This window comes from Pseudomonas sp. NPDC087358 (assembly GCF_044900785.1).
Classification (GTDB): Bacteria; Pseudomonadota; Gammaproteobacteria; order Pseudomonadales; family Pseudomonadaceae; genus Aquipseudomonas.
The window spans coordinates 152,330-177,189 of sequence record NZ_JBJDOA010000005.1; the positions used below are offsets into that span (position 1 = coordinate 152,330).

The following is a 24,860-nucleotide window of genomic DNA, read 5'->3' on the forward strand; positions in this document are numbered from 1 at the left end:
GGTAAAACGACGAAGGGTCAGCGATGTGACTTTTTATTGCAGCCGTTGTCATGCTCAATAGTGGTTTTTTAATATCAAAATGTCAGGCGTAACCTGCCTGACAGACTGCCGCAGTCGAAATGTATCGTTGCGGTGGATGGGCACAACTTGTGTGCCACGCAGGCGTTCTCCACGAAAGACGTCTGTTTGAATCGGGCCGGACAATGCGTTGTCCTGCCGCTCAAAGCCCAAGGGCTCTGGAATCCTCATGTCGGACCGTTACGAACTTTTCCTCACCTGCCCCAAAGGCCTTGAAGGCCTGCTCGCTGAGGAAGCCACTGCCCTTGGCCTCCAGGAAACCCGCGAACACACCTCGACCATCCGTGGCACCGCCGACATGGAAACCGCCTACCGGCTGTGTCTGTGGTCGCGCTTGGCCAACCGTGTGCTACTGGTGCTCAAGCGCTTCCCGATGAAGGACGCCGAAGACCTTTACCACGGCGTCCACGACATCGAATGGGCCGATCACCTGCAAGCCGAAGGCACCCTGGCCGTCGAGTTCAGTGGCCACGGCTCGGGTATCGACAACACCCATTTCGGCGCCTTGAAGGTCAAGGACGCCATCGTCGACCGGCTGCGTACGGCAGATGGCGCGCGTCCATCCATCGACAAACTCAATCCCGATCTGCGCGTGCACCTGCGGCTGGACCGTGGCGAGGCCATTCTCTCCCTCGACCTGTCCGGGCACAGCCTGCATCAGCGTGGCTATCGCCTGCAGCAGGGTGCAGCCCCGCTCAAGGAAAACCTGGCGGCTGCGATCCTCATTCGCTCCGGCTGGCCGCGCATCGCCGCCGAGGGTGGCGCGCTGGCTGACCCGATGTGCGGCGTCGGTACCTTTCTGGTGGAAGCGGCCATGATCGCCGCCGACATCGCGCCCAATCTGAGGCGCGAGCGCTGGGGCTTTTCTGCCTGGCTGGGGCACGTCCCGGCCCTGTGGCGCAAGCTGCACGACGAAGCCCTGGCCCGCGCCGAAGCAGGCCTTGCCAAGCCGCCGTTGTGGATTCGTGGTTATGAAGCCGATCCGCGCCTGATTCAGCCCGGCCGCAACAACGTCGAGCGCGCCGGTCTGTCCGAGTGGATCAAGATCTACCAAGGTGAAGTCGCCACGTTCGAACCGCGCCCGGACCAGAACCAGAAAGGCCTGGTGATCTGCAACCCGCCGTACGGCGAGCGTCTGGGCGACGAGGCGAGCTTGCTGTACCTCTATCAGAACCTGGGCGAACGTCTGCGTCAGGCTTGCCTGAACTGGGAGGCGGCGGTGTTCACCGGCGCACCGGACCTGGGCAAGCGCATGGGCATTCGCAGCCACAAGCAGTACGCCTTCTGGAACGGTGCCTTGCCGTGCAAACTGCTGCTGATCAAGGTGTTGCCGGATCAGTTCGTCACGGGCGAACGCCGTACCCCGGAACAGCGTCAGGCCGAGCGTGAGCAAGCTGCCTACGATCAGACCCCGGACGAGCCGCAGGAACGTCAGTTCAACAAGAACGGCAACCCGATCAAGCCGACGCCGGCACCGGCGCCTGTGGTCGAGCAACCGCGCTTGAGTGAAGGCGGGCAGATGTTCGCCAACCGCCTGCAGAAGAACCTCAAGGCGATGGGCAAGTGGGTCAAACGTGAAGGCATCGACTGCTACCGTGTCTACGATGCCGACATGCCCGAATACGCCATGGCCATCGACCTGTATCACGACTGGGTCCACGTCCAGGAGTATGTCGCGCCCAAGTCCATTGATCCGGAAAAGGCTTCGATCCGCATGTTCGACGCCCTGGCGGCCATTCCCCAGGCACTGAACATCGACAAGAGCCGCGTCGTGGTCAAGCGCCGCGAGCGCCAGAGCGGTACCAAACAGTACGAACGCCAGAGCGCCCAAGGCAAGTTCAACGAGGTCAACGAAGGCGGCGTCAAGCTGCTGGTGAATCTCACCGACTACTTGGACACCGGGCTGTTCCTCGATCACCGGCCAATGCGCATGCGCATTCAGCGTGAAGCGGCGGGCAAGCGTTTCCTCAACCTGTTCGCCTATACCGCGACCGCCAGTGTGCACGCGGCCAAGGGCGGCGCGCGCAGCACCACCAGCGTCGATCTGTCGAAAACCTACCTGGACTGGGCACGACGCAACCTGTCGCTCAACGGCTTTTCCGACAAGAACCGTCTGGAGCAGGGTGATGTGATGGCCTGGCTTGAGGCCAGTCGTGACGAGTACGACCTGATTTTCATTGATCCGCCGACCTTCTCCAACTCCAAGCGCATGGAAGGGGTGTTCGACGTGCAGCGCGACCAGGTGCAGCTGATCGATCTGGCCATGGCCCGCCTGGCCAGCGGCGGGGTGTTGTATTTCTCCAACAACTTCCGCAAGTTCCAGCTGGAGGAGAACCTTTGCGAGCGCTATGCCGTCGAGGAAATCACTCAGCAGACCATCGATCCGGATTTCGCCCGTAACGGCAAAATCCACCGCGCCTGGAAGATCACCGCGCGCTGAGCGAGCAAGCTGTCGCAGCCGGTACCGGGCACCGCTCCAGGGTGTTCGGGCCGGTTATGAATACAGCGACACATAGCACTAGGCAAACTAATGGCGAATAGCTATAAGTGAGCTCTGGCCACGTGTCGCCGCAACACGGTGGCGTCATGAGTTCTGCGTATGTCGTCAGAGCATGCAAGTGCCAAGATCCTTGGCCTGATCAGTGAAGACACCTCCTCATGGGTGGTGGCTACACTCGTGTTCTGCGCGGGCGTGGTGCTGACTGCCTTGTTGGCACTGACCAACGTACAGCTCTACCAGCGTCAGTTGCATCAGCGATTCGAGCTGTTGGCCAACGAACGTGTCAGTCGTATTCAGGAACGGCTCGATGGCCAGCTGCAGCGGCTGGACAGCCTGCGGCGTTTCTTCGTCTATTCGGACGAGGTGTCTCAAGACGAATTCAACGGTTTTGCCAATCCGATGCTCATTTGGACCCAGGCCTATTCCTGGGCGCCAAGGGTGACGGATGCCGAACGCCAGCGCTTTGAAAGCCAGGCGCGAGCGGACGGGCTGGGTGGTTATGTCGTGCGCGAAATGGACGAAGCGGGCGACCTGATTGCCGCCGATCATCGCGCCACGTACTTTCCGGTTCGCTACACCCAGAGCCGCAGCACCCTGCCTTTGCCCACCGGCTTTGACGTGGACTCCGAAGCCAATCGTCACCTGACGCTGCAGCGTGCCCGGCAATCGGGGGCCATGGCTGCATCACCGCGCATGGACCTGGTCGGCCTGGAGGCCGAGAACCGCAACGGCGTATTGCTGGTGGCTCCCGTGCTGTCCCGTGACCGGGTGGGCGCCAGTCACCCGGGGACGCTGGAGGGTTATGTGATGGCGGTGATCAGCTTGCGCAAGTTGATGGCCGAAGGGCTGCCACAGCAGGATCAGGACAACCTGGCCCTGCGTCTGTATGACCAGACCGCGCCGCAGCAGCCCGACCTGCTCTATGCATCCGTCGCCAGCGCCACGTCCAGTGACCTGCAGATGATCACGTCGCTGGGGTTCGTTGACCGCCGTTACTCGCTGGAGATTCGCCCTACGGCTGCGTTTATCGGTGCCAACCCCTCGAGCACCGACAGCGTCGTGATACTCGGCGCCTTGCTCAGTTTCATGCTCAGTGCCTTGCTTTATGCCTTGATCAGTCAACGCCAGCGGGCCTTGCGCCTGGTCGATCAACGCACCGTGCAACTGCGCCAGCGCGAGCAGCAGTTGCGCAGTGCCCACGGTCAGCTACGCAACGTATTGAACGCCGCGACGCAGGTGGCGATCATCGCCACCGATCTCGACGGGCTGATCACCACCTTCAATATCGGGGCGGAGAAGATGCTCGGCTACAGCAGCGCTCAGGTCTGCGCAACGCTGACCCTGCGCCAGTTGCATGTGCCTGACGAGCTTGCCGAGCACGTCTGTGAGCTGACCCAACGCTACGGACGCTCGATCAAGACCGCTGAAGCGATGCTGGTCGAAGCGATGGAGGAACATGGTCATCAGACCCACGACTGGACGTTCGTGCGGCGCGATGGCAGCCATCTGAGGGTCAACATGCAGGTCAGCCCGGTACTCGATGAGCATGACCAGTGGATTGGCTATCTGGCGGTGTGTCTGGACATCACCGAACGCAAGCGCGTCGAAGAAGAGCTGCGCACCATGTCGGTGACTGACGCGCTGACCGGGGTCTACAACCGCCGCTATTTTCAGGAGCGCTTGCAGGCCGAGCTGTTGCGTGTCGAACGCCAGGGCGGCATCTTTGCGGTGGTGATGCTCGACATCGACCATTTCAAAGGCATCAACGATCGGTTGGGACACGCCGTCGGTGATCATGTGCTGCAGGCGATCTGCGAGCGCCTCTGCCATCGTTTGCGCCGCAGCGATGTGTTCTGCCGTCTGGGCGGGGAAGAGTTCATGGTGCTGTGTCCGGACACCAATGGCGCTCAGGCCCATGGCCTGGCGACCGAACTCTGGGCGGCCCTGCGCGCCGGGCCGATCGATGGAGTAGGGCGAGTGACCGCCAGTTTCGGCATCGCCAGCTGGCGCAAGGGCGAGGGCGCCGATGCGTTGCTGTTGCGGGCAGACTCCGGGGTCTATGCCGCCAAACTGGCTGGCCGCGACCGGATCGAGCCGGAGTTGGTCTAGCATTGACGCAGAGGCAGGGATGTCCCATGCACCAGCGCACTCGCCAGCAAGCCGGCTCCCACGGCCTGCGGCCAGAATCAAAGCATGCGGCGACAGATGTCGTTGCCTCTGCCCGGAGGGCGTGGGAGTCCGGCTTGCCGACGATCTGGCGCGAGGCGCCAGCAAACCCTGTGAACGCTATGCGCCTGACCTACCGAGCCGTCTGATTCTACTGCCGGTGCCCGGCAGCTCGTCCGGATGCGGCCCAGAGGCAAGCCCGCTCCCACGGCCTTCGGCCAGAATCAAAAGCAGGCGGCGCAATAGTCCGAAGCTGCTTGAGGAGCTTGTTTGAAACCATAGAATCTCCCACGGCCTGCGGCCAGAAGCAGATTCCAGTCCCGCTGGACAACCTGCCAGAGACGTCCGAGGCTACCAAGGCAGCCAATGCGGTGGGCCCGCTCCGCATGATCGGCTGAACGCACAAGCACCGTTGTAGCAGTCCGGCTGGCCGGCGGTGGCGTTCTGGAGATCGCTACCGCCGGCCAGCCGGACTGCTACAACGGACGCGCCATGGCCCTCAAGCACTCATGGTCGGCGGCAGTTCCATGAGTTTGTCGAGGGTAATCGGCAAGTCGCGGATCCGTTTGCCGGTGGCGTGGGACACCGCGTTGGCCACCGCCGCCGCCAGCCCGGTGATGCCGATTTCACCAATGCCCCGGGCGCCGAACTCGTTGAGTTCATAGTCGGGGTAGTCCAGCAGGATCACGTCGATCTCCGGCTGGTCGGCATGCACCGGCACCACGTACTCGGCGTAGTTGTTGTTGACCGGCATGCCGTTGCGTTCATCGAAATCGGTGGCTTCGAACAACGCCATGCCAACGCCCATGACAATCGCCCCCTCGACCTGATTGAGCGAGGTCTTGTGGTTGATCACCTTGCCAACATCGATGGCGCTGACCACCCGCGCCACCCTCAGGCGCGAAATGCCGGGATCCCAACGCACCTCGACAAAATGCACGCCGAAGGAGCGAAACGAATGCTTGCTGGTGTCGTTCATCCCGGTTTTTGCTTCACCGAAGGCGCTGGACTGTTTCTGGGCCTTGAGCACCTCGGCGATAGCGAATGATTTTTCACCGCTTTTCAGTCGACCTTGTTCGAAGCTGACCTGGTCGGCCTTGGTTCCGGCAAACACGCCCTTGGGCGCGGTGGAGAAGGCCTTGAGTTGCTCGATCGCCTGGCGCGTGGCCTCGGCGATGGCCGGCAATACGCTGGCCGTGGCCCAGGAACCACCCGAGACCGGTGCCGGCGGGAACGAGGAATTACCCAGCTCCACCTCGACCTTGTCCAAGGGGATGCCGGTGATGCTGCTGACCACCTGCGCGACGATGGTGTAGGTCCCGGTGCCGATGTCCTGCACGCCGCAGATCGCATAGGCGCTGCCATCGGCGCGCAACGAGACCTGGGCTTCGGCAGGGGTGCGGTAGGCATCCCAGTTACAGGCGGCCATGCCATAACCGATGATTTCGTTGCCGTCCTTCATCGAGCCCGGCTTGGGGTTGCGCTTGCTCCAGCCGAAGCGTTCAGCGGCCTGGTCGATACACTCCTGCAAATGATTGCTGGACCACGGCAGGTTCTGGCTTTCGTCCCGCTCGGAGACATTGAGCTTGCGGAACGCGAGCGGGTCCATGCCGATCCTGTCGGCCATCTCGTCCATGGCTGACTCCAGCGCGAACAGCCCGGGCGCTGCGCCCGGGGCGCGCATGGAGGTCGGCGTCCCTCGGTTGACCTCGATGGTCTTGTGCGTCACCAGCACATTGGCGCAGCTGTAGAGGCTCTTGGTCGAAGTGCCGCAGTTTTCCTTGTAGGGGTCGGTGAACGAGGTGGTGTTGATCGACTCATGCCGTACCGACACCAGCTTGCCCTTGTCATCGGTGGCCAGGCGCATGCGTTGCCGGGTTTCCGGACGATGGCCGGTAGTGGTGAACATCTGCTGGCGCGGGACCACCAGTTGCACCGGCCGATCGAGGACCTTGGCGGCGCCGCAGGCAGCCACCGAATGTGGCCAGATCCACAGTTTGCTACCGAACCCGGAGCCGATGAAGGGGGCGCGAACTTCGACCTTCTCCGGGATCAGGCCAAAGATCTTCGCCAGTGAGTTGCGATGGGCGACCACACCCTGAGTGGCTTCATAGACGATCAAGCGGCCGTCTTCCCAACTGGCGACCGTGGCGTGCATCTCCATCGGGTTGTGGGTTTCCACCGGCGTGGTGTATGTCGCATCGATGCTGTGCCCGGCACTGTCGAAGGCCGCGCCGGCATCGCCGCGGCTGTGGTTGGGGCTGCCGTCCTGCGGTTTGCCGGCTTGCAGGCCTTGTTCCAGATTGGCCACCGCGGCGCTCTTGCTGTAGCTGACCTTGATTTTGTAGGCCGCGGCGCGTGCGTGTTCGAAGGTGTCGGCCACCACCAGTGCGACGAACTGGCCGGCGTAATAAATCGTGTCGTCCTCGAACGGCAAACGGCTTTCGTCGGACTTGGCGGCCTTGAGGATCTGCGCGAAGGACATTGGCAACGCGGAGTTGTGATAAAGCTGGGGGAAGTTGTCGTGGTGGAAGATTTCCAGCACACCCGGGGATTTGCGCGCAGCGTCCAGTTCCAGGGCGGTGATCTTGCCGCTGGCCACGGTGCTGAACACCCCATAACCGTAAGCCATGTTTTGCAGGTGATGGTCAGAGGCGTACATCGCGGCACCTGTGACCTTGCGTCGGCCGTCGATCCGGCGGGGCGCTGCGCCGATCATGCTTGAGTCTGTCATTTACATGTCCTCCGGTCAGGCCTGCAGGGTCGCAAGGTTGCGCACGATCGCCTGTTGCCCGAGGGCAATCTTGTAGGCGTTGTGGCTGTAGGGTCGGGCGCCCTGCATTGCGAGGGCGGCGGCCTTGTCCATGTTCTGAGGGGTCAGCGTTGCGCCCTTGAGCGCGCGCTCGGCTTCCAGCGCCCGCCAGGGCTTGGTGCCGACGCCGCCCATGGCGATACGAACTTCGCGCACGGTGTCGCCGTCCATCTGCACAATCACTGCGCTTGAGGCCAGCGCGAACTGGTAGGAGGCCCGGTCACGCAGTTTCAGGTAACCCGATTTGCTCCCGGCCAATGGCGCATCCAGCACGACGTGGGTGATCAGCTCATCGTCCTTGAGGGCGTGTTCCTTCCACGGGGTGGCGCCTGGCAGCAGGTGGAAATCGAGAAAATCGATGCTGCGCTTGCCCGCTGCACCCTGGCCTGCGCCCTGGACCTCGACCCTGGCGCCGATGGCTGCCATCGCCACGCACATGTCCGAGGGGTGGGTGGCGATGCACTGCTCACTGGTACCCAGCACCGCGTGCACGCTGCGGTTATGGCCGTCGATGGCGGCGCAACCGGAGCCCGGTTCGCGCTTGTTGCACGCTGAGTAGCCGTCGCGAAAATAATTGCAACGCACGCGCTGCATGACGTTGCCGGCGGTGGTGGCCTTGTTGCGCAGCTGCGTGGTGGCGCCGGACAACAACGCCTGTGACAGCACCGGGTAATGCTCGACGATGTAATCGTGATGGGCCAGCTCGGTATTGGTCACCAGCGCACCGATGCGCACGCTGCCGTCTTTCTGCACCTCGACCTGCTTGAGGGCCAGGTGATTGACGTCGATCACCTGGTCGGCCGGCATCACGTCGAGCTTGACCAGGTCCAGCAGCGTGGTGCCGCCCGCCAGGTAAAACGCCGAGGGGCTCTTCGAGTGGGTGCTGACCGCCTGCTCGATGCTGCCGGGGCGCACGTAATCCAGGGCTCTCATCAGGTCACCTCCTGCAACTTGATTCGCGCCGACTGAATCGCGGTGAGAATGTTCTTGTAGGCGCCGCAGCGGCAGATATTGCCGCTCATGGCTTCACGCACGCTGTGGTCGTCGCTGCCGATGTGCTTGTCCTGGAGCATGGCCACAGCACTCATGATCTGACCGCTGGTGCAGTAGCCGCACTGATAGGCGTCGTGTTCCCAGAACGCTTCCTGCACCGGGTGCAGTTTGCCGTCCTTGGCCAGGCCTTCGATGGTGGTGATCTCATCGCCCTCGTGCATCGCCGCCAGCGACAGACACGAATTGATCGAGCTGCCATTGACGTGCACGGTGCAGGCGCCGCACTGGCCGTGGTCGCAGCCTTTCTTGGTGCCGGTCAGTTGCAGCCGATCGCGCAGCACATCCAGCAGTGCGGCATTGGCGGGAAGGTTCAGCGTATGGGCCTGGCCGTTGACCTTGAGGGTCATGCGCCGCTCGTCTTTGGCCGGTGGGTCGGTGTCGTCAGGCACGGCGGCCTGGGCTTCCAGGGCCTGGGTCCAGATCGGCGCGGTGGCCGCAGCGAGGCTGGAAACGCCAATGGATTTAAGGAAGTTTCGACGCGAGGGCACGGTGAAGGCCGTGAGGTCGGATTGCGCTTGGGTCTTATCAGGCTGATCGGTCATGGACAGGTTCCTCGTCAGCATTGAGTCAAGCCTGGCAACCGACGGTGGGCGGGCGCGCAAGCATGTACGGCAGTAGAAGGGTCAAGCCGACAACGATAATCAATGCGCGGCGTGAGCATTCATTTGAATAAGTACATAGGCTATTGAATCTTTCTCTCGAATCCGCGACGCACCCGTCGCAGTCAGCGCAGGTGTCTTGTGGGCGGTGAGGGATTGCGCGAGCTGCACAGCGCCGCCGCAAAGGGTGTGACCTGCGGTCGGGGCAATGGTTGCGCAAATTCTGCGGCGCCGGGCACACAGATTGTTACCAAGCGCTGGGTCGATCGGCGTGCAGCCGATCAGCCCGGTCGCTGTTATTGATTACGCCGCCGACGCCTGCTCTTTCAACGTGGCCATGTCGATGACGAAACGGTATTTCACATCGCCCTTGAGCATGCGCTCATAGGCCTCGTTGATGTCTTTCATGTGGATCATTTCAATGTCCGAAACGATGCCGTGTCGGGCACAGAAATCGAGCATTTCCTGGGTCTCCTTGATACCCCCGATCAAGGAACCTGCGAGACTGCGGCGCTTGAAGATCAGGTTGAACACCGATGGCGAGGGATGCGGATGGTCCGGTGCCCCGACCAGGGTCATGGTGCCGTCGCGCTTGAGCAGGTTGAGGAACGCATCCAGGTCGTGGGGCGCGGCGACGGTGTTGAGGATGAAGTCCAGTTTGTTGGCCTGCGTGGCCATCTCGTCCGGATTTTTCGAAACGATGACTTCATCGGCGCCCAGGCGCAGACCGTCTTCACGCTTGTTCGGCGAAGTGGTGAACAGCACCACGTGGGCACCCATGGCGTGGGCGATCTTCACCGCCATGTGCCCCAGGCCGCCAAGGCCGACCACGCCGACTTTCTTGCCGGGGCCGACTTTCCAGTGATGCAGCGGCGAGTAGGTGGTGATGCCGGCGCACAGCAACGGCGCGACAGCCGCCAGATTGTCGCTGTGGGAGATCTTGAGCACGAACTTCTCTTTGACCACGATCTTGTCGGAGTAACCCCCGAACGTGTTTTCGCCGCCAAACACCGGCCCGTTGTAGGTGCCGGTGAAACCGTTTTCGCAGTATTGCTCATCGCCCTCGGCGCAGGATGCACAGTGCTGACAGCTGTCGACCATGCAGCCGACGCCAGCCAGATCGCCGACCTTGAAGTGGGTCACGTTGGCGCCGACGGCAGTGACTTTGCCGACGATTTCATGGCCGGGTACCGAGGGGTACAGGGTGTTGTTCCATTCGTTGCGCGCGGTGTGCAGGTCCGAGTGACACACGCCACAGAACAGAATGTCGATCTGCACGTCGTCGGCGCCCGGATCGCGGCGCTCGATCGGGAACGGCGCCAGTTTGTCGGTGGATTTTTGCGCGGCATAGCTGTAAGTCTTGATCATGGTGCGATCATCTCCAGTTGGGCAAAAAAGCTACGGTGAGCATTCAGAGACAGGCGTGGGCGCTAGAAGGTCAATACGCTTTTGCGTAGCCAGGCGGTAACGCTCGATTCGATCAGCGTGCGCGGAAAGTCTTACATTTGAGTGCCAGTCTGCCGATAAACCGGGGGCAGTCACGTGAAATGTCGTGAAAACCCGATTTTCCGTCGTTAATAGGCAGCAAAAACGAATATGGCGCTTGCAACCATCTGTCAGACCCCATGAAGATAGCCCAGTCCCACGCTGGCAATGGAGCGCCTATGAATTCTCATGTTTCTAACCCTGACCAGCGTCAGTCACTTGTCGACGAACAGGCGTCGCAACACGATGACGACGGGACGGGCCTGGAGTCTTTGAACATCGACGAAAGCTCGCTTGAAACCCTGCTGCGGGCGGCCAGGCTCGCCGCGCCCGGTCTGAGCTGGGCCGCCTATCGAGCCAACCAGCATATGCATCTGCTGGGGCAGGGCGATGCCTCCACCGAGTGGCCCAGACACATCGCCCGCGAAGGCTTCGATGCGTTCTGCCGCGACCATGGCCTGCAGCGCTGGGTCACAGGTCAAGGCGAATCGGCGCTGGGTTGGCTGCTGACCCCCGAGCGGGAGTCGGGCAATCCGTTTCTGGTCACCCTGGCCAGCCGGCTCGGGCTGCGTCTGCAGACCGACGCCCTGACCCGCGCCCAGGCGACGCAGCGGGTTCTGTACGAAATCACCTACCTTGCCAGCTCTACCCGTGATCGCTCCACCTTCCTGCATGGCGTGCACCAGCAGCTGTCGACCTTGATCGATGCGGAAAACTTCTACCTGGCGCTGTTCGAGAGCCACAGCGGCAAGATCACCTACCCCTATTACATCGACATAACCGACGTAGATGCCCTGGAGGCCGAGACCTACGAGTTCCTCGACCCGCAACGGCTGTCCATGACCGGTTATGTGCTGACCACCGAGCAGCCGATGTTCGTCGACGCCGCAGGCATCGAGCGGGCCCAGGCGCTGGAGCGTTTCTACTGCGTTGGCCACCGGCCCGAGTTCTGGATGGGCGCGCCACTGAAGAATGCTTCCGATGACGTGTTCGGCATGCTGGCCATGCAGGTGTATGACGTGTCGCGGGTCTACAGCGTCGAGGATCAGGAGCTGTTTCTGGTCGTGGCGCGCCATGTGGCAATGGCCCTGGACCGGATTCTGCACCGTGTGCACCTGGAAGAAACCGTGGCCCGGCGGACCCTCGAGCTGTCGCGCCTGAACGATGCGCTGCGAAGCGAAGTTGCCGACCGCGAGCGGGCCGAGCACCTGCAGAGCGCGCTGTTCCAGATCACCGAACTGTCCAGCCAGCCGGGCGACATGGCGGATCTGTTCAAGAGCCTGCACGGCATTGTCGGCGAGCTGTTGTTCGCGCTGAACTTCTACATCGCGTTGTTCGACGATGCCACCGGCGAGGTGACCTTTCCCTATTACGTGGACGAGCGCCTGACCCGGCGCCCGGATCCGCGGCGCGGTGAGCGCGGGTTCACCGAGTACGTGATCCGCCAGCGTCGCCCGTGCCTGATCGACAGCGCCGAGGCCAGGCGCCTGGAAGGTACCGGCGACATCACGATCCAGAACGACATCAACCGCTCCTGTTCCTGGCTGGGCATTCCACTGTTCGACGGTGACGTGGTCCGCGGCGTGCTGGCGGTGCAGAGCTATTCATCACACGTCAGCTATTCGCTGCGCGATCAGGAACTGCTGACGTTCGTCTCCCGCCACATCGATACCGCGTTGTCGCGACGCAGTGCCGCCGAGGCCATCCATAGCGCCAACCTGCGCCTGGAAGCGCGGGTTCAGGATCGCACCCGCGAGCTCGATTACGCCAACGCCAAGCTGCAGCATGAAAATGCCCACGACGCCCTGACCGGGCTGCCCAACCGCAGTCATCTGCAGCAGCGCCTGCAGGTCGCCTGGGAGCAGTTTTGCGACCACGGTCAGGAGCTGGTGGTGATGTTCATCGATCTGGACCGTTTCAAGATGGTCAACGACAGCCTGGGCCATCATTCAGGCGATCTGCTGTTGATTCAGGCAGCCGATCGCCTGCGCAGTTGCATGCGCGAAAGTGACCTGCTGGCGCGTCTGGGGGGCGATGAATTCGCGGTGCTGGCCTATGCCGCGCCGCCGGACATGACCGTGGCGATCGCCGAGCGCATTCTGCTGGCCTTCGACGTGCCGTTCTATATCGACGGTCATGCGGTGTTTTCCTCCTGCAGCATTGGTGTGGTCGGCGCCGATTTGCAGTTTCACAAGGAGCCTGCGGACCTGCTGCGTGACGCCGACACGGCGATGTACCGGGTCAAGAACGCCGGGCGCGACAGTTACGCGGTATTCAGCCAGGAAGTGCGCCGCGAGGTGTCCGATCAGATGGAGCAGGAAAGCGCGCTGCGCAACGCGCTCAAACGCACCGACGAACTGTTGCCGTATTTCCAGCCGATCATCGATGTGGCCAGCGGCAAGATTCTCGCGCTCGAAGCGCTGATTCGCTGGCGTCAGGCCGACGGCCGGGTGATCGCACCGGGGCATTTCCTGCCAGCGCTTGAAGGTCTGCGGCTGATCGGCAGGCTGGACTTCTACATGCTGCAACAGGTGGTGAGCATGCTCGCGCAACCTAGCCATGCGCACTGGCCGACCGTGCATGTGAATTGTTCGAGCTACAGCATCAGCCGGCCGGAATTCTCTGCCGAGGTGCTGGCTTTGCTCAGCCAGCATGGGCTGGCGCCGTCCAGAATCTGTCTGGAGCTGACTGAAGGCGCCCTGGTGGCTGAACCGGAGCTTGCGCGCCAGGCCATGAAGCATCTGGCCGACAACGGCGTGTCGGTGGTGCTGGATGACTTCGGCGCGGGGTTCTCGTCGCTCAGTTACGTGCACCAGTATCATTTCAGCGGTCTGAAGATCGACAAGTCGTTCACGCTCGAACTGACCACCAGCTCGCGCAGCCGCGCCATCGTCCGGGCAATCGTGCGCATGGCCGAATCCCTGAGCCTGACGGTGGTGGCTGAAGGCGTCGAAGATGCGGCAACCCTGCAACTGCTACGGGAGATGGGCGCGGGTCAGGCGCAGGGTTATTACTTCTCGGTACCGGTGCCGCAGGACAAACTGGATTTGAGTGCGTTGGTGTGCACCGATTGATCAGGCAACCTTCATTTGCAGGGTCGGGATGGGTTTGCGCATCAGCGTGCCGACCAGCAGCGCGGCAAACAGACCCACGCAACCGGCCACCCACAACACCCAGCCAAAACCTGTAACGAACGCCTGCTGTGCCAGCGGCTGGACGGTTGCGCGAGCGCTGTCATCGAGCAGGTGCAATGCTGCGCTCATGTCGCCAGCGACTACTCGGGAGGCCATGTATTGCGCCTGGTCGAGCCAGTCGGGCGCTGCGCTTTGCAGGCTTTGATCGAGTGCGTTCAGGGTATGACTGGCGAGCAAGGCGCCGTAGACACCGACCGCCAGCATGATCGCGCTGAAACGCATGGTGGTGCTCATCCCCGAGGCCATGCCGGTGCGCTCGCGGGGCACGCAGGCCATGATGTTTTTCTGCGTGTCGCCGTTGAGCAGGCCAGCACCCGCACCGGTCACCGCCATGGCCAGAGCAAAGGCGCGATAGCCGCCGATGGAGGTCGCCCAAGCACACAGCAGGTTGCCGACACTGACCAGGGTCAGCCCCAAGGCCATCATCGCAGCCGGGGAGAGGTGGCGTGACAAACCGGGGCCCAGGCGCGGACACAGCAGCATGGTGATGGCGAACGGCAACATACCCAGCCCCGAATCGATCGCGCTGAAGCCCAGGCCGTTCTGCAGGTAAAACGGCAGCAGGGTCATCATCACCTGAGCGCACCCGGCATAGGCGAACATGCCCAGCAGGGCACCAATGAAACGTGGGTGCCTGAACAATTGCAGGTCGATCATGGGTCGACTCTGCAGACGCTCGGCAAGCACGAACAGCCCCAACAATACGGCCCCGCCGAAAAGCCGGGCGAAGGTCAACGGACTGTCCCAGCCAATGCGGTTGGCTTCGATCAGGCCCCAGATCAGGCTCAGCAGACTGGCGCTGAAAAACAGGCTGCCCCAAGGGTCCAGCCGCGCGGATTGCTCATTGCGCGACTCACCGATATTGCGCACCACCAGGCCCATCAGCGCCAGGCCCACCGGCAGGTTGAGGTAGAAGATCCAGCGCCAGCCGGCCAGCTCCGCGATCAGGCCGCCAACGGTTGGCGCTGCGGTCATTGCCACACCCATGCACGCGCCCCAGAACGCCCAGGCTTTGGCCCTTTCGGTTTCATCGTGGAAGACATGGCCGATGGTCGCCAGTGCCGAGGTCAACAGCAGTGCGGCGCCAACCCCCTTGACGGCCCGGGCGATGTCCAGCAATAGAATGTTTGGCGCCGCACCGCAGCCCACCGACGCCAGGATGAACAGCGCCAGGCCGGTGAGCAGCATCTTCTTGCGACCGAAGCGGTCGGCCAGGCTGCCGGCGGGCAGCAGCAGTGCGGCGAAGGCCAGCATGTAGGCGCTGACCACCCACTCGATGTCGGCGAACCCGGCCCCCAGATCACGAGCGATGCTGGGCAGGGTGACGGCGACGATGTTGGTGTCGAGCACGATCAGCGCGCAGACGCCGGAGGCGGTGAGCAAGGTCATGCGAGGGCTGGGTGACGGCATGGTTGGCTCCGACGGCTGTTAGGTTTGGGCTAATGACGCGGCTGAATTATCTTCCACGGATAGGAGTGAGCTTGCTCGCGATAGCGTAGGCTCAACCAATACCCCTATTCGTTGACCAAGCGATATCGCGAGCAAGCTCACCCCTACAAGGGCAGGCAGAGATGCACAGACTATTCGGATCTGGCTTATGCTTTGTTACCTGCGCCAATCGTTTTCATTACCTGTCAGGTAACGATCCATGGAAATTCGTCATTTTCGTTATTTTCTCGCCGTTGCCAGACACCGGCATTTCACCCGGGCGGCCGAGCAGTTGGGGATTGCGCCGCCGACCCTGACCCGCCAGATCCAGGACCTTGAAAACGCTCTGGGGACCCGATTGTTCGTCCGCGAGCAGCGTGAGGTACGGCTCACCGATGCCGGCAAGGCGTTGCAGATCGAAGCCGAACTGGCGGTGCGACAATTCGAGACCGCGCAGTACAACGTGCAACGCGCAGGCCGCGGCGAAGCGGGGAAAATCGAACTGGGTTATGTGGCCTCGGCGGTCTTTTCCGGGGTGCTGCAACAGCAAGTGAGTCAGTTCCGCGATCGTTACGCCGATGTCGACTTCACCCTCACCGAATACCTGATGCCGAGCTTGCCGCGGATGATCGAAGAAGGGCGCCTGGACGTCGGTTTCATCCGCTCGCCCATGAGCCTGCCGGAGTCGCTCAGTGCGGTGAAACTGCTGACCGAAGGTTTTGCCCTGGCGCTGCCGGACAGCTGCTGGCTGTGCAAGCTCAAACAGATCAACGCCATGCATTTGCAGAACGAGACCTTTATCCTTCCCGAGCAGATCTCCGGAACCCTGGAGGTGGCCGCTCAGGGCGGTTTCGCGCCGATTCTGGGCCCGCAGCCAGGCGGTTTGGTATCGGTGATCGCCCTGGTCAGCCTGGGGCAGGGCGTGGCGGTGGTGCCCGAATCAGTCGTTGATCACATCAAGCTGCCCAATGTGCTGTATCGGCGCATCGACGACTGTCAGCCCACCTCCTACCTGTCGCTGATCCACCGGCGCTACGAAAAGGCCCCGGCGGTCACGCGATTCATCGAGCATGTGAAGCTGTCGCGTGAAGCATGATCAGCCTTTGGCGGCCTGTTCCGCTTCCTCGTCCATGCGGTCGGATTCGAACAGTTCGGCCAGTTCGGTCCTGGCTTCCAGCGCGCTTTGCATGACCTTGGCGGCGTCGTCGTAGATCACATGTTGACGATTGAGCACCTGTTCGTCGTGACGCTTGAAACGGTTGATCCGTGCTGCGGCCTGCGCTTCGCTTAATCCCAAACCGATGAGCGTGCGACGGGTCATTTCCAGGCTTGAGTAAAACGTTTCGCGCACGGCCTGTGCATCCAGATCCATCAGGCGATGAACGTGCTGGCGGTTACGCGCCCGGGCAATGATCTTCAGGTGCGGATACAGCTTGCGCACCAGTTCGGCGGTCTTGATGTTGGTGTCCGGATCGTCGGTGGCGATAACGAAATATTCAGCCTGGTCGACCTTGGCCGCACGCAGGATTTCCGGGCGCAGCGGATCGCCGTAGAACACTGGCACGTTGCCGAAGCTGCGGGTGAACTCGATCATTTCCACCGAGGTGTCCAGAGCAATGAACGGGATGTTCTGCGCGCGCAGGATACGCGCCACGATCTGCCCCATACGGCCCATGCCGGCAATCACCACGCGGGGATTATCGGAATCGATGTCCCGGTACTCTTCGGGCACCTCCTTGACCACCGGCTTGGGTTTGAGCCAGCGCGCCATGAGCAGCAACAGCAGCGGGGTCAGGGCCATGGACAGGGTAATGGTCAGCACCAGCGTGTCGTACAGATTGGCATCGAACAGGCCCTCATCGCGCCCGATCTTGAACACCACGAAGGCAAATTCACCACCGGCCGCCAGCACCAGGCCAAGGCGCAGCGCACTCTGTTTGCCCAGCCCGCCGGCCAGACGCCCGACGACAAACAGCAGCGGCAGCTTGAGTCCGATCAGCAGCAGGGTCAGGGCCAGTACCGTGACTGGCGAACTGAACAGCAGGCCGATATTGGCGCCCATGCCGACACTGATGAAAAACAGCCCCAACAGCAGCCCCTTGAAGGGTTCGATCTGCGATTCCAGTTCATGTCGGTACTCTGAGTCGGCGAGCAGCAGACCGGCGAGAAATGCCCCCAGCGCCATGGATACACCCACCAGATCCATCAGCCACGCGGTGCCGATGACCACCAGCAGCGCCGTGGCGGTGGACACCTCCTGCAGCTTGGTCTTGGCGACGATGCGGAACACCGGACGCAGCAGATATCGACCCCCGACCACCACCACCGCGATGCCGCCGAGCACCTGCAGGCCATGACGCAGGGACTCGCTGGAGCTTGAGTCGTGAGCGCCACCGGCGAGCATGGGCACCAGGGCAATCAGCGGGATGGCCGCGATGTCCTGGAACAGCAGAATGGCGAATGCCAGGCGACCATGGGGCGCATTCAGTTCCTTGCGTTCGGCCAGGCTTTGCAGGCCGAAGGCGGTGGACGACAGCGCCAGGCCCAGACCCAGCACCACGGCGCTGTTGAGCGGTTGACCGAAACCCAGCAGCGCCACTGTGCCGATGACCAGGCCGGTGAGCAACACCTGCGCCAGCCCGACGCCGAACACCGATTTGCGCATGACCCACAGCCGTTTGGGCGACAGTTCAAGGCCGATGATGAACAGAAGCAGGACCACGCCCAACTCAGAGATATGCGCGACGCTTTGCGGGTTGCCGATCAGGCCCAGGACGGAAGGACCGATGATCACGCCTGCAATCAGGTAGCCGATCACCGCCCCCAGTTGCAGGCGCTTGGCCAGGGGAACCGTGAGAACGGCGGCGAAAAGAAACACGACTGCGGCCTGCAACAGGCTGCCTTCATGGGGCATTGGGGGACTCCTTCGAACGCCAGGGAAAGTGTTTACAAGATGTGAATGGCGCGTATTAAACCACGTCGAAGTGGCGCGGATCAGCGGCCGAGACGCTTCGCCGCAGGCAAGCGGGGTGCTGCGGCGTGCCAGCGGCGTCGCGACGGCGTAATATGGCGGGCGCGTTTGCGCCGCGCCAACGCTCTCGACCCGTTTCCAGGAATTTCGTAATGACCAATAAGCAGCGTCTGATTTACTCGATCATCATCGCCCTGAGCGTGCTGGCCATCATGCTCGGCCTGTCGCACCTGCAGAGCATCGGCGTGCTCAGCGAAAAGACCTTCCAGTACATTGCGATCTCTGTGGCGGTCGTTGTGGTGGTGCTCAATGGCTTCATGCGCCGCAAGGTCAAGCACTGATCATTCCCCTGACTCACAGCAGTCCGGCTTGCCGGCGGTAGGTCTTGCCAGGACGACACGCCCGTAAGCCATGCTGCCATGAGCTTCAGTGCAGTACCTGCGTATCACTTCGTTACAAGCTGCCGGCTGAACTATTTTTTCCCCCGCGAACTCCAAAAAACTCGCAAGTCATGAAGCCCGCAAAGGGATATGGAGTTCAAAATGATCAAGAAACTGACCGCCGCCGTCCTCGCCACTGCAGCGCTGACCACCGCCCAGTTTGCGCTGGCGGACAAGCCAGGCGCAGGCTGGATCACCATCGAGAAGGCGATCGAAAAGGCCAAGTCGGCGGGTTACACCGAGATCTACAAGATCGAGGCTGATGACAAAGGCTATTGGGAAGGTGAAGGCCGCAAGGCTGACAGCGTCACCTACGAATTCCGCATCGACGGTACCTCCGGCAACATTCTTCGCGATCAGAAAGACTGATCCATAAGCTGTTCAGCAGCCTCAAGACCTACCCGTGGGAGCGCCGCCCGGTTGCTCCCACCACCACGCCGGCTCTTTACTCATGGCGTTGAATCCGACACCCTTGCCGTCCAATTTCACGTCAGCAGGAAGCGACGCATGAGTGTGCGGATCGAATTCAAGAGCAACCCCGGCGAAGACGAACGTCTGCAGATCCTCGACCCTCTCCGAGCCTATAACGCCGCTCAGGCAGGCGACGGGCTGTCAGAGAAGTTCGCCTTGTTCATACGGGACGAAAACAGCGATGCCGTACTCGGTGGCCTGCACGGGCGCATCCTGTACCGCTGGCTGTTCATCGAGTTGCTGGTGGTCCCGGAGCAGACGCGCGGGCAGCGTCTGGGCAGTCGGTTGATGGACATGGCCGAAACCTTCGCCCGTGAGAGAGACTGCATCGGGGTCTGGCTTGACACCTTTGATTTCCAGGCGCCGGACTTCTACCGCAAGCACGGCTATGAGCAGTTCGGCCGGCTTGACGACTATCCCCCGGGCCATCAGCGCCTGTTCTTTCAAAAACGCCTGCAGCCGCTGGCGGAGTAATCGCGCGCAAGCTCCTGCGTCTTGTCGGACCCGGTCTCAGTGAAAACGGTCAGGGCTGTAGGGCGCAGGATCGGTGAAAGTCGCAGCGCCGGTCATCATCTGCGCCAGCAAACGGCCGGTCACCGGGCCCAGGGTCAGACCGTGATGGGCGTGACCGAAGTTGAACCACAGGCCTTTATGCCTGCGTGCAGGCCCTATGACCGGCCGCATGTCCGGCAGACAAGGGCGGCGGCCCAGCCAGGGTTCAGCATCCAGGCGTTCGCCCAGCGGATAAAGCCTGCGAGCGATGGCTTCACAGCGACGCAGCTGTATTTCATTGGGCGCTGCATCGGTGGCTGCGAACTCGACCCCGGTGGTCAGGCGGATGCCGCGGGCCATGGGTGCCAGGACATAACCGGCCTGCGCGTCGATCACCGAATGTTCCAGCTTCGCGCCCGGTTGTGAGGCGTAGTGCATGTGATAGCCACGCTTGATCGCCAGCGGGATACGATAGCCCAGGCCTGAGAACACCTCGGCTGACTGCGGCCCCAGGGCCACCACCACTTGCTGCGCATTGACCACCCCCTCGACACTGTCTGCCTGCCAGGCGTCCGCGTGCTGACGCAAGCTGCGCGCATCGCCTCTGAGCGACAACCCGCCGCGCTGCACGAACAGGTCTGCGTAGCCGCGCACCAGCGCACCGGGATCGCTCACGCTTTTTGGATCGAGCCAGTGAATGCCGCCAACCACCGAGCTGAGGTGAGGTTCACGCTTGCGTAATTGAACGGCATCGAGAATCTCGTAGCGCAGGCCGTACTGCTCATGGCTCCTGGCGTCGGCGGCGGCGATGTCGAACTGCGCCTGGTCACGATAGAACTCGATCCAGCCCTTGGCCTGGATCAGCCCGGTCATGCCTGCGGCTTGCGCCAGCGCGTCGTGTTCACTGACACAGCGCTCTATCAACGGTTGCATGTCTCGGCTGGCGCCGGCCAGATTCACTGGCGAGGATTGCCGCCAGTATTCGAGCAGCCATGGCGCCAGGCGCGGCAGAAAGATCGGGCTGAAGCGCATGGCCGATTGCCGGTTGAGGCCGTAGCGCAGCAGGCGCGACCAGTCTCGGGGAAAGGCGTAAGGAATGATGCTGGAACGCTCGATCAGCCCGGCGTTGCCATGGCTGGTGCCACGGCCAGGCTCATCGCGATCGAGCAGCACCACGCGCTGGCCTGCCGCTTGCAGGTGCAGGGCAGTGCAAACGCCGACAATGCCGGCGCCGAGAACGAGGGTGTCACAATCCATGATCGATCCTTAATCGGTTGGCGCAAGAAGCAGGCGCGCAGTTTACCCATTTGTCGGCGCGCAGTACTCTCCAGACCCTTGCTTGCGCTCTGTTCGGCTTCCTCTTCCAATAATCACACCGGAGCTTCAGATGTCTTCACCCCGCGAATCCGTAGAGACCCAGACGATTTCCTTCGCCGACCTGACCGAACTGCTGCGCCAGATTTTCCTGCGCCACGGCACCTCGGCGGACGTCGCAGGGGTGCTTGCAGAGAACTGCGCCAGCGCCGAGCGCGATGGCTCGCACAGCCACGGCATCTTCCGCATCAAGGGTTACCTGTCGTCATTGGCCGCAGGCTGGGTCGACGGTCAGGTGGTGCCCAAAGTCGAGGATGTCGGCGCCGGATTTGTGCGGGTGGACGCCGGCGGCGGCTTTGCCCAGCCCGCGATGCAGGCTGCCAAAGCGCTACTGATTGAAAAAGCCCGCAGCGCCGGTATTGCCATCCTGGCGATCCGCAATTCGCACCATTTCGCGGCGTTATGGCCGGATGTCGAACCCTTCGCGCAGCAGGGACTGGTGGCCTTGAGTGTGGTCAACAGCATGACTTGTGTGGTGCCTCATGACGCCCACAAGCCGCTGTTCGGGACCAATCCGATCGCATTCGCGGCACCTCGTGCAGGCGGTGAGCCAATCGTCTTCGACATGGCCACCAGCGCCATCGCCCACGGCGATGTGCAGATTGCCGCCAGAGAGGGGCGCATGTTGCCACCGGGCGTGGGTGTGGACCGCGCCGGTCAGCCCACCGAGGACCCCAAGGCGATTCTCGATGGCGGCGCACTGCTGCCGTTCGGCGGCTATAAGGGCTCGGCATTGTCGATGATGGTCGAGTTGCTGTCGGCTGCGCTTACCGGCGGCAATTTCTCCTTCGAATTCGATCTGTCCAGCAAACCCGGGGCACATACACCCTGGACTGGCCAGACGATCATCGTCATCGATCCGGACAAAGGTAGCGGGCAGGCTTTTGCAGCGCGCAGTGAAGAGCTGGTAAGACAGATGCACGATGTCGGCCAGCAACGCATGCCTGGCGATCGTCGCTATCGTCAGCGCGAAAAGTCGCTGGCTGAAGGCATTGTGGTGTCGGCCGGTGACCTGGCCCGTTTGAAGGATCTGGCCCGGGCCTGAATCTGCGTCTGCGCGGCTGGCCCGATGTCTGCGCAGACTCGCAGGTCGGCGACCTTGCAGGGTTCATCGTCTCGCTGGATGGCAGAGTGAGGGGATGACCGCTCGTCCAATCATGGCTTGCTTTTGCAGGTCGATAAAAATACTGTATGTATAAACAGTATGAAGAAATGAGGGGTCGACCATGCAAGTGAATCAAGCCGAAACCAGCATCGCATTCAGCACTCAGGCAACAGAGCCTTCATTCAGCAGCGTGTGGGGCAGCGAGATGCAGCGCGAGGACTTTCTCGCGCTGGCTGCCGGCGTGCGAAAGCTGAGCGTCAGCCAGGACGACATCGCGTTCATTCCCGCAGACAGGCCTTATTCAGTCGAGCACGCGTAACCGGCGGGAAAATGAATTCCCCCGACAAGGTTTCGACAGGGCTATGGTTGTAACAGGATCGCTGGAATGAACTCAGCGCTTGTGCGGTGCGGTTGCATTGACGGCGACCGGATGCGCCGAGGTGGTGTCGGCTTCGGGCTGGCGGCGTTTGCCGGACCTGATCAGGCTAAGCGCGATCAAGGTTCCCACGAGCGACAACGCGCACCAACCCAGCAAAAATGTGATCACGTCTGGTTCTCCGAACATCAAAAATCGGGTTGCCATGAAAAATGACAAGCTGTCCATCCGAATCTATCGGCCGTCTCGGGCATTTCCTGAGGCCGAAAAGCGCGCAGCTTGAACAATTGTCGGGTGAATCGCAACTCCCCCGGACCAATGGGGTCTTGCTTTAAACATAGTCAACCTCGAGGCGCATGTTTATGAAAGATCTCGGTAAACGCTTGAAGGAAGAACGCAAACGCCTCGGGCTCTCGCAACAGGACTTCGGTGCCATTGGTGGGGTTGAGGCCAATGCCCAGGGGAAATATGAAAGCGGAGAGCGCATTCCTCGTTCCGACTACCTCGCGGCGTTGGGCAAAAAAGGTGTCGACATTCTTTACGTCCTCTCGGGCAAGCGAACGCCTTTGTCCGCCGACACCTTGAATGAAGCCGAACAGGCGATCATCACCCACTACCGCGCCTTGAGCGGGGATGACCAAGAGGCTATTTCGCAGTTGGCCAACTCATTGTCTGAGTGCGCCACCGATGCCGGCGCTCATACCTCTGCGTGAGCGCGACGGGTCAGCCATCTTGCGATTGAGTATATGAAACATATATGCTTCGTATATCCAACGCGAGGTCGATTATGGGACTGGTCAAGATTTCCGAACACATGCACGCCGATATTCGTTCGGCCAGTGCAGCGCTGAGCCGTTCCATCAACGCTCAGGCTGAACACTGGATGCGCGTCGGCATGCTCGCCGAGCTCAATCCGGCTCTGAATTACACCGACATCTGCCGAGTGCTCCTGCAGGCCGAAGCATCCGGCGACTCTCTGTCGAGCGCTCAGTCACATGAGACTGTTTCCCTCCACTCTCAGTCCCGGGCGGTGTCCGTATGAGCGTCAGCATCAAGACCGAGTCCGACCTGGTTGGGCTCAGAGTTGCCGGCCGCCTGGCTGCCGACGTGTTGGCGATGATTGCATCGCACGTCAAACCGGGTATCAGCACCCAGGCCCTGGATGACATCTGCAATGATTACATCGTCAACGAGCTGAAGGTCATTCCCGCCAACGTCGGATACCACGGTTTCACCAAGACCACCTGCATTTCGCCGAACACGGTGGTTTGTCATGGCATTCCGTGCGCAGAAGACATTCTCAAGGAAGGCGACATCGTCAATATCGATGTCGCGGTGATCAAGGATGGCTGGCATGGCGACACCAGCCGCATGTATTACGTCGGACAAGTCAGCCCGCTGGCCCGGCGTCTGGTGGAGACCACCTATGAGGCGACCCTGGCCGGCATTCATGCCGTCAGGCCTGGCGCCACGCTTGGCGACATCGGCCACGCGATACAGACCGTGGCCTATCGAGAAGGCTTCAGCGTGGTGCGCGAATACTGCGGGCATGGCATCGGTCGCAAATACCATGAAGAGCCGCAGGTGTTGCACTACGGCGCGGCAGGCAAAGGACTGAGGCTCAAGACCGGCATGGTCTTCACCATCGAGCCGATGATCAATGCCGGTAAACCCGGCACCCACGTGCTCAGTGATGGCTGGACGGTACTCACCCGCGATCAGTCGCTTTCCGCGCAATGGGAGCACATGGTGGCCGTGACGGAGACCGGCTTCGAGTTGTTGACCCCATGGCCGGACGGCACCGGTGACTATCCGGCGGTCTGAGGAGCGTCAAAGGCGGAAGAATAAAGACACAATTGCGGAAGTGACGAAAAGCCGACTGAGCTTGTAGGCTTCTTCCGTTCCCCTGAAGTGCTGCTGTCTGACCGGCTCATGGATGATCAGACCGGCAGCACTTGGGGAGAACACCAATCCAAAAAAAACCGGCCATGGCCGGTTTTTTCACGTGTGCATCCAGCTCTAGGATTTATTGGCTTTTGCAGCCTCGACCCCCGCCGAGCTGAGCTTGACCGGATATTTGACCGAGGCCTCACCGTTGGCAGGGCTGTCAATGCAACCGTGGTGGATCAGGCCCGCGGTCTGTAAATGTTCGAGCATTTCAGCTACAGCCTTCTCCCCCCGATAATTGTCCAGTACCTCTTTTCCCAGGCCGGCCGGGTGAGCATGCAACAGGCGGGTCAGGACTTCTGTTTTAAGCGCGTTATCAATGGTCATATTTTCCTCGCTTTGCTGGTTTTGAGCGCTGCTTGTAAATAC

At 61.7% G+C, this 24,860-nt stretch carries 21 protein-coding genes; 12 read left to right on the forward strand and 9 right to left on the reverse strand.

Annotated features, from left to right (window positions below; translation table 11 throughout):
- Positions 1–247 precede the first annotated feature (247 nt).
- Both rlmKL and ACI2KS_RS13580 read left to right on the forward strand, forming a co-directional pair.
- The gene (gene rlmKL / locus ACI2KS_RS13575; RefSeq protein ID WP_404620981.1) at positions 248–2,518 is read left to right on the forward strand and encodes a bifunctional 23S rRNA (guanine(2069)-N(7))-methyltransferase RlmK/23S rRNA (guanine(2445)-N(2))-methyltransferase RlmL; all 2,271 of its coding nucleotides are present in this window, start codon (positions 248–250) and stop codon (positions 2,516–2,518) included.
- A 159-nt stretch (positions 2,519–2,677) separates the two neighbouring features.
- On the forward strand, positions 2,678–4,687 hold the full coding sequence (locus tag ACI2KS_RS13580; RefSeq protein WP_404620983.1) for a diguanylate cyclase: 2,010 nt from the start codon (positions 2,678–2,680) through the stop codon (positions 4,685–4,687).
- A gap of 556 nt (positions 4,688–5,243) precedes the next feature.
- On the opposite strand, the gene ACI2KS_RS13585 is transcribed toward ACI2KS_RS13580, so the two are convergent.
- From ACI2KS_RS13585 to ACI2KS_RS13600, 4 genes are all read right to left on the reverse strand, one after another.
- Positions 5,244–7,478: a xanthine dehydrogenase family protein molybdopterin-binding subunit gene (locus ACI2KS_RS13585; RefSeq protein WP_404620985.1), complete on the reverse strand. Its 2,235-nt coding sequence runs from the start codon at positions 7,476–7,478 to the stop codon at positions 5,244–5,246.
- A 15-nt stretch (positions 7,479–7,493) separates the two neighbouring features.
- Positions 7,494–8,489, reverse strand: coding sequence for an FAD binding domain-containing protein (locus ACI2KS_RS13590; protein WP_404620987.1), 996 nt, complete (start codon positions 8,487–8,489; stop codon positions 7,494–7,496).
- Positions 8,489–9,151 carry a 2Fe-2S iron-sulfur cluster-binding protein gene (locus ACI2KS_RS13595; protein WP_404620989.1) on the reverse strand — a complete coding sequence of 221 codons (663 nt, stop codon included), beginning with the start codon at positions 9,149–9,151 and terminating at the stop codon, positions 8,489–8,491. Before ACI2KS_RS13595 ends, ACI2KS_RS13590 begins: the two co-directional genes overlap by 1 nt.
- Positions 9,152–9,511: 360 nt before the next feature.
- On the reverse strand, positions 9,512–10,576 hold the full coding sequence (locus ACI2KS_RS13600; RefSeq protein ID WP_404620991.1) for an NAD(P)-dependent alcohol dehydrogenase: 1,065 nt from the start codon (positions 10,574–10,576) through the stop codon (positions 9,512–9,514).
- A gap of 296 nt (positions 10,577–10,872) precedes the next feature.
- On the opposite strand from ACI2KS_RS13600, the gene ACI2KS_RS13605 reads away from it, so the two are divergent.
- The gene (locus ACI2KS_RS13605; RefSeq protein ID WP_404620993.1) at positions 10,873–13,767 is read left to right on the forward strand and encodes an EAL domain-containing protein; all 2,895 of its coding nucleotides are present in this window, start codon (positions 10,873–10,875) and stop codon (positions 13,765–13,767) included.
- Here ACI2KS_RS13605 and ACI2KS_RS13610 read toward each other — a convergent pair whose 3' ends face one another.
- On the reverse strand, positions 13,768–15,297 hold the full coding sequence (locus ACI2KS_RS13610; RefSeq protein ID WP_404620995.1) for an MFS transporter: 1,530 nt from the start codon (positions 15,295–15,297) through the stop codon (positions 13,768–13,770).
- Positions 15,298–15,535: 238 nt separating this feature from the next.
- Between ACI2KS_RS13610 and ACI2KS_RS13615 the strand changes: the two genes are divergently transcribed.
- Positions 15,536–16,411, forward strand: a complete 876-nt coding sequence (locus tag ACI2KS_RS13615; protein ID WP_404620997.1) for a LysR family transcriptional regulator — start codon at positions 15,536–15,538, stop codon at positions 16,409–16,411.
- Here ACI2KS_RS13615 and ACI2KS_RS13620 read toward each other — a convergent pair whose 3' ends face one another.
- Positions 16,412–18,229, reverse strand: coding sequence for a monovalent cation:proton antiporter-2 (CPA2) family protein (locus tag ACI2KS_RS13620; RefSeq protein WP_404620999.1), 1,818 nt, complete (start codon positions 18,227–18,229; stop codon positions 16,412–16,414).
- Between the two features lie 209 nt (positions 18,230–18,438).
- Here ACI2KS_RS13620 and ACI2KS_RS13625 point away from each other — a divergent pair, with 209 nt between their 5' ends.
- The 3 genes from ACI2KS_RS13625 to ACI2KS_RS13635 all read left to right on the forward strand — a co-directional run bounded on the left by ACI2KS_RS13625 (position 18,439) and on the right by ACI2KS_RS13635 (position 19,671).
- On the forward strand, positions 18,439–18,627 hold the full coding sequence (locus tag ACI2KS_RS13625; protein ID WP_404621001.1) for a hypothetical protein: 189 nt from the start codon (positions 18,439–18,441) through the stop codon (positions 18,625–18,627).
- A 201-nt stretch (positions 18,628–18,828) separates the two neighbouring features.
- Positions 18,829–19,095: a PepSY domain-containing protein gene (locus ACI2KS_RS13630; RefSeq protein ID WP_404621003.1), complete on the forward strand. Its 267-nt coding sequence runs from the start codon at positions 18,829–18,831 to the stop codon at positions 19,093–19,095.
- 138 nt (positions 19,096–19,233) lie between these two features.
- Complete coding sequence (locus ACI2KS_RS13635) at positions 19,234–19,671, forward strand: GNAT family N-acetyltransferase (protein ID WP_404621005.1); 438 nt, start codon at positions 19,234–19,236, stop codon at positions 19,669–19,671.
- Positions 19,672–19,707: 36 nt separating this feature from the next.
- Here the strand turns inward: ACI2KS_RS13635 and ACI2KS_RS13640 are convergent, their stop codons facing one another.
- Positions 19,708–20,946 (reverse strand): NAD(P)/FAD-dependent oxidoreductase, encoded by a 1,239-nt coding sequence (locus ACI2KS_RS13640; RefSeq protein ID WP_404621007.1) that lies wholly within the window; start codon positions 20,944–20,946, stop codon positions 19,708–19,710.
- A 130-nt stretch (positions 20,947–21,076) separates the two neighbouring features.
- Here ACI2KS_RS13640 and ACI2KS_RS13645 point away from each other — a divergent pair, with 130 nt between their 5' ends.
- The gene (locus ACI2KS_RS13645; RefSeq protein ID WP_404621009.1) at positions 21,077–22,108 is read left to right on the forward strand and encodes an Ldh family oxidoreductase; all 1,032 of its coding nucleotides are present in this window, start codon (positions 21,077–21,079) and stop codon (positions 22,106–22,108) included.
- A gap of 181 nt (positions 22,109–22,289) precedes the next feature.
- The gene (locus ACI2KS_RS13650) at positions 22,290–22,487 is read left to right on the forward strand and encodes a hypothetical protein (RefSeq protein ID WP_404621011.1); all 198 of its coding nucleotides are present in this window, start codon (positions 22,290–22,292) and stop codon (positions 22,485–22,487) included.
- Between the two features lie 72 nt (positions 22,488–22,559).
- Here ACI2KS_RS13650 and ACI2KS_RS13655 read toward each other — a convergent pair whose 3' ends face one another.
- Positions 22,560–22,772, reverse strand: a complete 213-nt coding sequence (locus tag ACI2KS_RS13655; protein WP_404621013.1) for a hypothetical protein — start codon at positions 22,770–22,772, stop codon at positions 22,560–22,562.
- Between the two features lie 134 nt (positions 22,773–22,906).
- Here ACI2KS_RS13655 and ACI2KS_RS13660 point away from each other — a divergent pair, with 134 nt between their 5' ends.
- The 3 genes from ACI2KS_RS13660 to map all read left to right on the forward strand — a co-directional run bounded on the left by ACI2KS_RS13660 (position 22,907) and on the right by map (position 24,368).
- Positions 22,907–23,257 (forward strand): helix-turn-helix domain-containing protein, encoded by a 351-nt coding sequence (locus tag ACI2KS_RS13660; protein WP_404621015.1) that lies wholly within the window; start codon positions 22,907–22,909, stop codon positions 23,255–23,257.
- A 74-nt stretch (positions 23,258–23,331) separates the two neighbouring features.
- The gene (locus ACI2KS_RS13665; protein WP_404621017.1) at positions 23,332–23,586 is read left to right on the forward strand and encodes a ParD-like family protein; all 255 of its coding nucleotides are present in this window, start codon (positions 23,332–23,334) and stop codon (positions 23,584–23,586) included.
- On the forward strand, positions 23,583–24,368 hold the full coding sequence (gene map, locus ACI2KS_RS13670) for a type I methionyl aminopeptidase (protein ID WP_404621019.1): 786 nt from the start codon (positions 23,583–23,585) through the stop codon (positions 24,366–24,368). Before ACI2KS_RS13665 ends, map begins: the two co-directional genes overlap by 4 nt.
- 195 nt (positions 24,369–24,563) lie before the next feature.
- Here map and ACI2KS_RS13675 read toward each other — a convergent pair whose 3' ends face one another.
- Positions 24,564–24,818, reverse strand: coding sequence for a hypothetical protein (locus ACI2KS_RS13675; RefSeq protein ID WP_404621021.1), 255 nt, complete (start codon positions 24,816–24,818; stop codon positions 24,564–24,566).
- Between the last annotated feature and the right edge of the window lie 42 nt (positions 24,819–24,860).

What these genes read in the sequence shown, in the direction of transcription:
- ACI2KS_RS13610 (WP_404620995.1), bottom strand. Translation starts at nt 15,297, where the DNA reads ATGCCGTCACCCAGCCCTCGCATGACCTTGCTCACCGCCTCCGGCGTC.
- ACI2KS_RS13595 (WP_404620989.1), bottom strand. Translation starts at nt 9,151, where the DNA reads ATGACCGATCAGCCTGATAAGACCCAAGCGCAATCCGACCTCACGGCC.
- ACI2KS_RS13640 (WP_404621007.1), bottom strand. Translation starts at nt 20,946, where the DNA reads ATGGATTGTGACACCCTCGTTCTCGGCGCCGGCATTGTCGGCGTTTGC.
- ACI2KS_RS13650 (WP_404621011.1), top strand. Translation starts at nt 22,290, where the DNA reads ATGCAAGTGAATCAAGCCGAAACCAGCATCGCATTCAGCACTCAGGCA.
- ACI2KS_RS13625 (WP_404621001.1), top strand. Translation starts at nt 18,439, where the DNA reads ATGACCAATAAGCAGCGTCTGATTTACTCGATCATCATCGCCCTGAGC.
- ACI2KS_RS13615 (WP_404620997.1), top strand. Translation starts at nt 15,536, where the DNA reads ATGGAAATTCGTCATTTTCGTTATTTTCTCGCCGTTGCCAGACACCGG.
- ACI2KS_RS13590 (WP_404620987.1), bottom strand. Translation starts at nt 8,489, where the DNA reads ATGAGAGCCCTGGATTACGTGCGCCCCGGCAGCATCGAGCAGGCGGTC.
- ACI2KS_RS13580 (WP_404620983.1), top strand. Translation starts at nt 2,678, where the DNA reads ATGTCGTCAGAGCATGCAAGTGCCAAGATCCTTGGCCTGATCAGTGAA.
- ACI2KS_RS13665 (WP_404621017.1), top strand. Translation starts at nt 23,332, where the DNA reads ATGGGACTGGTCAAGATTTCCGAACACATGCACGCCGATATTCGTTCG.
- rlmKL (WP_404620981.1), top strand. Translation starts at nt 248, where the DNA reads ATGTCGGACCGTTACGAACTTTTCCTCACCTGCCCCAAAGGCCTTGAA.
- ACI2KS_RS13675 (WP_404621021.1), bottom strand. Translation starts at nt 24,818, where the DNA reads ATGACCATTGATAACGCGCTTAAAACAGAAGTCCTGACCCGCCTGTTG.
- ACI2KS_RS13635 (WP_404621005.1), top strand. Translation starts at nt 19,234, where the DNA reads ATGAGTGTGCGGATCGAATTCAAGAGCAACCCCGGCGAAGACGAACGT.
- ACI2KS_RS13645 (WP_404621009.1), top strand. Translation starts at nt 21,077, where the DNA reads ATGTCTTCACCCCGCGAATCCGTAGAGACCCAGACGATTTCCTTCGCC.
- ACI2KS_RS13630 (WP_404621003.1), top strand. Translation starts at nt 18,829, where the DNA reads ATGATCAAGAAACTGACCGCCGCCGTCCTCGCCACTGCAGCGCTGACC.
- ACI2KS_RS13660 (WP_404621015.1), top strand. Translation starts at nt 22,907, where the DNA reads ATGAAAGATCTCGGTAAACGCTTGAAGGAAGAACGCAAACGCCTCGGG.
- map (WP_404621019.1), top strand. Translation starts at nt 23,583, where the DNA reads ATGAGCGTCAGCATCAAGACCGAGTCCGACCTGGTTGGGCTCAGAGTT.
- ACI2KS_RS13585 (WP_404620985.1), bottom strand. Translation starts at nt 7,478, where the DNA reads ATGACAGACTCAAGCATGATCGGCGCAGCGCCCCGCCGGATCGACGGC.
- ACI2KS_RS13655 (WP_404621013.1), bottom strand. Translation starts at nt 22,772, where the DNA reads ATGGACAGCTTGTCATTTTTCATGGCAACCCGATTTTTGATGTTCGGA.
- ACI2KS_RS13600 (WP_404620991.1), bottom strand. Translation starts at nt 10,576, where the DNA reads ATGATCAAGACTTACAGCTATGCCGCGCAAAAATCCACCGACAAACTG.
- ACI2KS_RS13605 (WP_404620993.1), top strand. Translation starts at nt 10,873, where the DNA reads ATGAATTCTCATGTTTCTAACCCTGACCAGCGTCAGTCACTTGTCGAC.
- ACI2KS_RS13620 (WP_404620999.1), bottom strand. Translation starts at nt 18,229, where the DNA reads ATGCCCCATGAAGGCAGCCTGTTGCAGGCCGCAGTCGTGTTTCTTTTC.